Genomic DNA, 7,622 nt, shown 5'->3' with positions numbered 1-7,622 from the left:
CTATCTGTTTGGTTTATAATAATAGGCTGTTTTTTTTCATACTTTTTAACTCAGATTGGCGTGGCTCTATTCTTTTTTGCCGTATTGTTTCAAATAGTTACATTACCTGTAGAATTTGATGCATCTAGAAGGGCAAAGCTTGCAATTGAAGATGCTGGTTTTCTAGATCAGGAAGAAATGAAAGGTACAAAAGAAGTTTTAAGTGCTGCGGCTTTAACCTACGTAGGCGCAACACTAACAGCTATTGGTCAATTTTTAAGATTACTTGCTTTAACTAATGGTGGCAGAAGACGAAGATGAATAACATTAGACAAAAAGCACTCTTTATCATAGACAATGTTTATAATAAAGGTGCTTTTTTAGAAGAACAACTGAATATATTTAAGCAATCTAATATATCTGATAGGGATTTTACCTTTGTTAAAAATATTACCACAGGTGTTATTAGAAATAGGACTTACTTAGATTATGTCATTAAAATCAACTCAAAAATTAGATTTAAAAAGATTCATAAAATAATTGCAATAATTTTAGAAATGGCGATATATCAATGCTATTTTTTAGACAAAATACCGAATTATTCAATAGTCGATGAATCGGTAAAGCTTGCTAAGTTATATGGGAATAAAGGCTCATCATCCTTTGTAAATGCAATTTTAAGAAATATAGTAAGTAAAGATAAAGTAGTGGTAAAAATTGAGGATTCCATAGAAAACTTAAGTGTTTATTACTCTCATCCAAAATTTTATACTAAATATTTTTATGAGAATTACGGTGTAGAACTTACTAGAAATTTATTAAAGGCAAATAATCAAGAGTCGGATTTTGTAATTAGGGTAAACACTTTAAAAACAAAAAAAGATAATCTGTCTAAATTATTAAAATATGAAAATTTTAATGTAAGAGATGGACTCGTACCATATTCTCTTATAATTGAAAATCCAAAAAATATTTTTGATACACAAGCGTTTAGAGAAGGATTTTTTTTATGCTCAAGATTTTTCTTCAATTAAAGTATCACAAATTTTAAATCCTAGGAAATATTCCAAGATTTTGGATTTATGTGCAGCACCAGGCGGAAAAAGTACACATCTTGGAGCTCTTTTAGAAAATACAGGTCAAATTGTAGCCTGTGACAAATCTTGGTACAAACTAGATTTAATAAGGGAAAATGCAAAAAGATTAGGAGTAAGTAACATAAAAGTATCTATAAATGATGCAAGTAAGTATAATAATGATTTTGAAGATAAATTTGATTATTGCTTAGTTGATGCTCCATGTTCTGCAATAGGATTATATAGAAAAAAACCAGATATTAAATGGAACAGAAGTCTTGATGATATCAAAAATTTAGCCCAAATACAAAAAATAATTATTAATAATGCTGGGAGATATGTAAAAAAAGGGGGAGTACTTATCTACTCAACTTGCTCTTTATCTTATAGTGAAAATGAAGGTGTTATTAAAGAATTTTTAGATAGAAACAAAAACTATAAAATTCTAACTATAGAGGGTAAGGATATTTTAAAATTATTTCCATTTGATAATTATGATGGCTTTTCAATTTGCAAATTACAGAGATTATATTAGCATTTATAAAATTTATCTTTTTCTTATCAGATGAATTTGCTATAATACTATTTACAGGTGATGTAGTGATATTAAATTCAATGTATTTAGATGAATTAAAAGATTATCTAAGCTCTAAGGGTGAAAAATCTTTTAGGGCAAATCAACTTTATACTTTTTTTCATAAAAATAAAAGATGGGATATAGAAAATTCAAATTTATCTAAAAGCACCTTAAAAATTATACAAAATGATGAAATTAATACTATTAAAATTCTAAAAATTTTTCAATCAAAATTAGACACCACTAAAAAATTTCTTTTTACTTTAGATGATTCAAACGTAATTGAAGGAGTTTTAATGAAGTATAATTTTGGTTATAGTCAATGTATTTCTACTCAAGTTGGTTGTAGAATGGGGTGTGCTTTCTGTGCTTCAACAAAAGATGGACTTTTTAGAAACTTGACACCGGCAGAAATGCTAAACCAAGTATATATAGTTGAAAATTATTTTGGAATAAATGTTAAGAATTTTATTTTGATGGGTTCGGGTGAGCCCTTAGACAATTTTGATAATGTTATTAAGTTTTTAAAGATTTTACATTCAAAAGAAGGTCATAACACTTCATATAGAAATATCACAATATCGACTTGTGGTGTAGTTGATGGTATATATAAATTGATTGATTCGGCTTTACCTATTAATCTTGCTGTGTCTTTGCATCAAACTAACGATTTAGAAAGGTCAAAAATAATGCCTATCAATAGAAAATATAATCTGAACAAGCTTAAGAAAGCTTTAGAAGATTATAATTTAAAAACTAAAAATAGAATTACTTTTGAATATACCCTGATCAAGGGTAAAAATGACACTTTGAAAAATGTAAATGAACTTAAAGATATGTTTCAAAATTTATTTTGTCATATAAATCTTATACCATTAAATCCTATTGAGGAATATAATGAACAAAGACCCAATAGACAAGATATAAATAAATTTAAAAGGCTTTTAGAGGATGCTTCATTTAATGTAACAGTTAGAAGAGAGCTGGGTTCAGATATTGATGCTTCCTGTGGTCAATTGAGAGCCAGTTTATTAAGAGGTGAATTCAATGATTGTTGTAGCTGCGACTAATGTGGGTAAACATAGAAAGAATAATGAAGATTCTTACTATGTTGACGAAAATAAGAAATTTTTTATCTTAGCTGATGGTATGGGAGGTCACTTGGCAGGTGAAACTGCTTCAGGTTTAGCAACCCAAATCCTCAGCAAGAATTTAAGTAGATTGGGTGAAAATCCAAAAGATTCTGATATAATAGAAGAAATTAAAAAATCAATAAAAAATGCAAATGAAGAAATTTTTAATGAATCTAAAGATATTGAACAATATAGAGGTATGGGTACAACCTTGACTTTAGCATATATTAATAATGATGAATTGTTCTTTGCAAATATTGGAGATTCTAGAATTTATAAGATTAATAAAGCTTATAAAAAAATAGAACAATTAACAAGAGATGATTCTTATGTAAATTATTTAATGGAAATTGGAGAAATTACTGAAGAAGAAGCAAAAGTTCATCCTAAAAAAAATGTACTCACAAAAGCATTAGGTACAAATGAAAAAATTGACTTTGAAATTTCTAAAATTAAGCTAGAAAAGTCTGATATAATATTGCTTTGTTCGGATGGTCTAACAAATATGGTATCTAATGATGATATTTTGAATTTAATTATTAAAAATGAACCCACAAAGGTTCATGAAATTCTTATTGATGAAGCTTTAAAAAATGGCGGAATAGATAATGTAACTTTAATCTTGGTATATAATGAGTAGGTGTTTAAATGATTAGTAAAGTTTTAGGAAAAAGATATGAAATTTTAGAAAAAATTGGCACCGGTGGTATGGGCAATGTATATAAAGCTCATGATAGAAGACTTGATAGAATAGTAGCAATAAAGATATTAAAGCTTGAATATAATGATGATAGTAATTTCATCAGAAAATTTAAGAGGGAATCTTTAGCCGCTGCAAGTATTTCACACCCTAATATTGTAAGTATATTTGATGTAGGCAGTGAAACAATTGATGATGATGTTGTTCATTATATTGTTATGGAATATATCGATGGTAAAACTCTAAAAGAGTTGATTAATGAAGATGGTAAACTACCGGAAAAAAGAGCTTTAAACTATGCCTTACAGATTGCCGAAGCTTTGAAAATGGCACATTCTAAACATATAGTCCACAGAGATATAAAATCTCAAAATATTATGGTGACTAAAGATGATAGGGTAAAAGTAACAGACTTTGGTATTGCAAGAGTTGCGGACAATACGACAGTTACTGCAACTAATGCTGTAATGGGAAGTGTTCATTATTTTTCACCTGAACAGGCAAGAGGAGCAAAGGTTGATAATAGAAGTGATATTTATTCTATGGGTATAGTTCTATATGAAATGCTTACTGGAACACTACCTTTTGATGCAGATAATCCTGTTTCAGTTGCCCTTATGCAGGTTCAAACTAATATGCCAAGACCCTCCGATAAAGTTAAAAGCCTTTCTCCAGGTGTTGATGATTTAGTTTTAAAAATGACTAGAAAAGATCCCAACAAAAGATATAAAGACGTTTATGATTTAATTAAGGATATAAAATCTATTCTAGTAAACGGAAGAGTTATAGAACCTTTATCTAATTATCAAAAAGAAGATTTAGATGCTACTGTTATTGAAAATCCTATTTACAAACCATCTAATGAGAAAAGATATATAAATAGAAGTAGCAGAGATTTTTCTAAAGATAAAGAAGTTATAAAAAAAGAACGTAAGAAGAAGAATTCTGCTGCACCAGCCATTTTAGGTGTTTTTTGTGCCATTATAATTATTTTCCTTTTGGCAAAAGTTGCACCAAAGGCTATAGCAGGTTTGAATAATAGAGATAAGGTACAAGAAGTTGAACTTGTAGATGTTGTTGGAGCTTTAAAAGGAGAAGCTGAAGCTAAACTTGATAGCCAAGGTCTAAAATATAAAATAACGACTACTGAAGATTCATCAAAAAAATCAGAAGAAGTTATTTCTCAAGACCCAGCGGCTGGAACTATAGTTGAAAAGGGTTCTACCATTAATCTTGTAATTAATTCTTTACCTGATGATGTTGAAATACCTCAAATGAAAAATTATACTTTGGAACTAGCTGAGGATAAACTTAATAATTTAGGTTTAGCAGTTGGTGAAGTGGAATATATATTTGATGAAGAAATTGAAAATGAAAAGATTATTTACACCGAACCTCAAGCTGGAGAGAAAGTGGCGAGAGGAGCTAAAGTTAAGATCTTCATTTCTAAGGGAAAAGATGATGAACCAGTAAAAATACCTTCTTCATATAAAGGTTTGTCACCTGAAGCCCCTAAGGCAGCTCTTGAAAAACTCGGACTTATTGTAAAGATAGAAGAAGGATATTCAGGCGATGTTGGAAAGGGTGAAATTTATAAAATTGATCCTGAACAAGGAACAGAGCTTGCAAAAGGTTCTACTGTAACTCTTTATGTATCTAAGGGACCACAAACAGAAGATATAGTTGATGAATCAGAAGAAAGTGATTCTAATAAAGGTAATAGGGAAGAACGAGATAGTGAAAATAATTCTTCAAATTCTGATGTAAAAACTTATTCTTATAAGATTAAAGTTCCTGACGATGGAAAAACTCATAATATAAAGGCTTATAGAGTTAAAAATTCTAAGGGCGAAGAAGTTAACCAAGACCCAATTTGGAATTACAATAGAGATCCCGGTTCTACAGATAATATAAAACTTATTGGCAAGGGTGTATATGAAATTTATATAGATGACCAATATGTTGGACAAGAAGTAGTGAAGTAATGCAGGGGAAAATTGTAAAACTTTTAGGCGGATTTTATTATATTAAAAGTGGGGATAAACTTATTGAAACTAGGGCTAGAGGAACTTTTAGATATGTGAAAGAGAGTCCTATAGTTGGAGATAATGTTGAATTTAATTATGATGATAATACACTGGGATATATTCAAAAAATATATCCCAGAAAAAATATACTGACAAGACCAAAGGTTGCAAATGTTGATTTAATTGTATTATTTATTCCTCTAAAAAATCCTGACTATAATTTAACACTTATTGATAAAACAATAGTTCAAATAGAAATGTCAAATATAGATATACTTATTGCCATAAATAAAGCGGATATAGATATTAACAAAGCTGAAAATTTACAAAAAATATATTATATTTGTGGTTTTAATACTATTCTAATTTCAGGAAAAACTGGATTAAATATTGATACCCTAAAAGAAAAATTAAAAGGAAAAACAGTGGCTTTTGCAGGAGTAAGCGGTGCTGGTAAGTCAACAATTTCATCATTAATTTTAGATAAAAAAATTGAAAGTGGCGAGGTTTCTCAAAAAACAGGTAGAGGAAAGCACACAACAAGACATACAGAGCTACATTACAATAGCGATTATTTTATATTTGATACACCCGGATTTTCTTCATTAGATATAAAGCTTGATAAAAAAGACCTATGTCATTATTTCAGGGAATTTGAAAATTATTTGGGTCAATGTAAATTTTTAAATTGCAATCATATTAATGAACCTGATTGTATGATAAAAAGAAAAGTTCAAGATGGAGAAATTCCAATCTCAAGGTACGAGAACTATAAATATTTATATCAAGAATTAAAAAATAAGGAGGAATATTAGTGTTAGCACCTTCAATATTATCAGCTGATTTCACAAATATTAGAGAAGATTTTAAAATTATGAATGAAGAAAAATGCGATTTCATTCATGTGGACATTATGGATGGAAACTACGTGCCAAATATATCCTTTGGTCCTGGAATTGTTAAACAATTAAGGACACTTACAGATATAAAATTTGATACACATTTAATGATTGAAAATCCTGAGAATTACATTAAAGATTTTGCCCAAAGTGGTAGTGATATCATTACAATTCATCCTTCAACAACTAAGCATCTAGATAGAACTTTAAATTTAATTAAGTCTTATGGTTTGAAATGTGGTATAGCACTAAACCCATCAGATGATTTAACGTGTTTAAAATATATTTTAAAAGATTTATACTTAGTTTTAATAATGAGCGTCAATCCTGGTTTTGGTGGACAATCTTTCATTGAAAATTCGCTATTAAAGATTAAGGATTTAAGAAATATTATAAAAGATAATTCCTATGATACTTTAATAGAAGTTGATGGAGGAGTTAAAATTGATAATGCTCAAAAAATTCTTGATGCAGGAGCAGATATTTTAGTTTCAGGTTCAGGAGTTTTTAAAGGCGATATTAGAAATAATATTAAGAAATTCAAAGAATTAATGTCATGAAAAAAGCATTATTAATTTCAGGAGGAAATAGGGTTTCAAAAAAGCTACTTGATAAGTATTTAGACAGATTCATTATAGTCGCTGACGGTGGCATGAAAATGCTAAGAGATTATGATATATTACCTAATCTAATAATCGGAGATATGGACTCTATAGATGATAAGGCTCTTAATTTTATAGAAAAAAATAATATAAAAAGAGAAATTTATCCAAGTCATAAAAATTTAACTGATACAGAAATTTGTTTAGAAAGATTAGTAGATTTAGCTTATGAAGATATAGTAATTACTGGTGCTTTAGGAAGTCGTTTTGACCATGAAATTGCAAATATATTCTTACTTATAGATCTATACAAAAAAAATATTATAGCAAAAATAGTAGATGATAATAACGAAATTTTTTACTTAGAAAAGGGAACTTATTATTTTAAAAAAGATGATAAGAAATATATTTCATTAATATCTTTAAGTAATCAAACTGTTTTTACAAGCGAAGGTTTGGAGTATGAAGTTAAAAATTTTACCATTTGTCGCAATAAACCAGGAGTCGGAGTTAGCAATGAAATAAAAGATGAAATTGGTAAAATAATAATCGAAAAAGGCAAAGTTTTATTAGTTAAATCAAAAGATTAATAAAATAAACTTGCATTATGTATCAAAAGTTGTTATAAT

Annotated in this window: 9 protein-coding genes; all 9 read left to right on the top strand. The window is 28.5% G+C overall.

Translation table 11 applies throughout. The annotated features are described in order from the left end of the window. On the top strand, nt 1–300 hold a 300-nt coding region (locus HMPREF9131_RS06075), incomplete at its 5' end, for a zinc metallopeptidase (protein WP_036744474.1). Beyond that, nucleotides 297–1,013: a transcription antitermination factor NusB gene (locus tag HMPREF9131_RS08745; protein WP_009345975.1), complete on the top strand. Its 717-nt coding sequence runs from the start codon at nt 297–299 to the stop codon at nt 1,011–1,013. The genes HMPREF9131_RS06075 and HMPREF9131_RS08745, both read left to right, overlap by 4 nt. A gap of 40 nt (nt 1,014–1,053) precedes the next feature. Continuing rightward, nucleotides 1,054–1,590, top strand: a complete 537-nt coding sequence (locus HMPREF9131_RS08740; protein ID WP_009345965.1) for a methyltransferase domain-containing protein — start codon at nt 1,054–1,056, stop codon at nt 1,588–1,590. A 65-nt stretch (nt 1,591–1,655) separates the two neighbouring features. Continuing rightward, nucleotides 1,656–2,702, top strand: coding sequence for a 23S rRNA (adenine(2503)-C(2))-methyltransferase RlmN (gene rlmN / locus HMPREF9131_RS06065; RefSeq protein ID WP_009345974.1), 1,047 nt, complete (start codon nt 1,656–1,658; stop codon nt 2,700–2,702). Further along, on the top strand, nt 2,680–3,405 hold the full coding sequence (locus HMPREF9131_RS06060; RefSeq protein ID WP_009345976.1) for a Stp1/IreP family PP2C-type Ser/Thr phosphatase: 726 nt from the start codon (nt 2,680–2,682) through the stop codon (nt 3,403–3,405). The genes rlmN and HMPREF9131_RS06060 overlap by 23 nt, the downstream gene beginning before the upstream one ends. Nucleotides 3,406–3,413: 8 nt before the next feature. Then, nucleotides 3,414–5,450: a Stk1 family PASTA domain-containing Ser/Thr kinase gene (gene pknB / locus HMPREF9131_RS06055; protein ID WP_009345973.1), complete on the top strand. Its 2,037-nt coding sequence runs from the start codon at nt 3,414–3,416 to the stop codon at nt 5,448–5,450. Continuing rightward, nucleotides 5,450–6,307 (top strand): ribosome small subunit-dependent GTPase A, encoded by an 858-nt coding sequence (rsgA, locus tag HMPREF9131_RS06050; RefSeq protein WP_009345971.1) that lies wholly within the window; start codon nt 5,450–5,452, stop codon nt 6,305–6,307. The genes pknB and rsgA overlap by 1 nt, the downstream gene beginning before the upstream one ends. Continuing rightward, on the top strand, nt 6,307–6,951 hold the full coding sequence (gene rpe / locus HMPREF9131_RS06045) for a ribulose-phosphate 3-epimerase (RefSeq protein WP_009345978.1): 645 nt from the start codon (nt 6,307–6,309) through the stop codon (nt 6,949–6,951). Before rsgA ends, rpe begins: the two co-directional genes overlap by 1 nt. After that, nucleotides 6,948–7,583, top strand: a complete 636-nt coding sequence (locus tag HMPREF9131_RS06040; RefSeq protein ID WP_009345962.1) for a thiamine diphosphokinase — start codon at nt 6,948–6,950, stop codon at nt 7,581–7,583. Before rpe ends, HMPREF9131_RS06040 begins: the two co-directional genes overlap by 4 nt. Nucleotides 7,584–7,622 lie beyond the last annotated feature (39 nt).

The sequence above is a fragment of the Peptoniphilus sp. oral taxon 836 str. F0141 genome, from assembly GCF_000179335.1.
Lineage (GTDB): Bacteria > Bacillota > Clostridia > Tissierellales > Peptoniphilaceae > Peptoniphilus_A > Peptoniphilus_A lacrimalis.
The sequence above is the reverse complement of the archived record's forward strand: the minus strand, read 5'-3'. Positions and strand labels throughout refer to the sequence as shown.